Raw genomic sequence first — 728 nt, 5'->3', positions numbered from 1 at the left:
AAGTGTCGGAGCGGACGCTTCCGAATGTCCGAGTCCCTGACTCAAGTATATCTGGGGTCACTTCTCCCTGATTTCTGCCCGAAAACGTAGGTGGGCATTGGGTTTGTGGGCAATCCCGGTGAGCTGTCATTCGCTCGTCACAACAAAGGTGTTGCCAAGTCGGGGAAAGGTCTCTAGTATTCGCCCCTCGCTGCACGACGCAGCGCTGAAGCGAAAGCGAAAGCGCAGGGGTCGAGGCGGTGGGGAAGCAGTAATGATGCGGGTTTCTGGTCGGCGAGGTGGTAGGAGCCGATAGGAGTTCGAGGCGGTTGGCAGCGAGTTGACGGATAAAAAATCTTCGACAAGTTGTTGACGGCGGCGAAAAAGCTCTGCATAATCTCGTTTCTCTGCTGCAGACAACGCAGCGACGCGATAAACAAAGTTGATCGCGAAGTTCTTTAACAAACAAACAGCCGATAAGTGTGGGCGCTTGATGACGGATGCGACGAACGAGAGTTCGTTAGCTTACAAGTTATGAAGTGCTCGCACAGAAGTAAGGTTTGAACGAGAGTTCAAGTCAGATTCTGAGAGTGAGCGACCGCTCGTAATAGAGCGAAAACAGCAGATTGAACTGAAGAGTTTGATCCTGGCTCAGATTGAACGCTGGCGGCATGCCTTACACATGCAAGTCGAACGGCAGCGGGGGTAGCTTGCTACCTGCCGGCGAGTGGCGAACGGGTGAGTAATAC

Annotated in this window: 1 rRNA gene; it reads left to right on the top strand. The window is 53.2% G+C overall.

Annotation, left to right across the window (positions count from 1 at the left end):
* Window positions 1–607 precede the first annotated feature (607 nt).
* A 16S ribosomal RNA gene (locus GFB48_RS17285) occupies window positions 608–728 on the top strand; the annotation flags it as partial.

The organism is Paraferrimonas sp. SM1919, assembly GCF_010993985.1.
In the GTDB taxonomy this organism is placed as follows: domain Bacteria; phylum Pseudomonadota; class Gammaproteobacteria; order Enterobacterales; family Shewanellaceae; genus SM1919.
The sequence above is the reverse complement of the archived record's forward strand: the minus strand, read 5'-3'. Positions and strand labels throughout refer to the sequence as shown.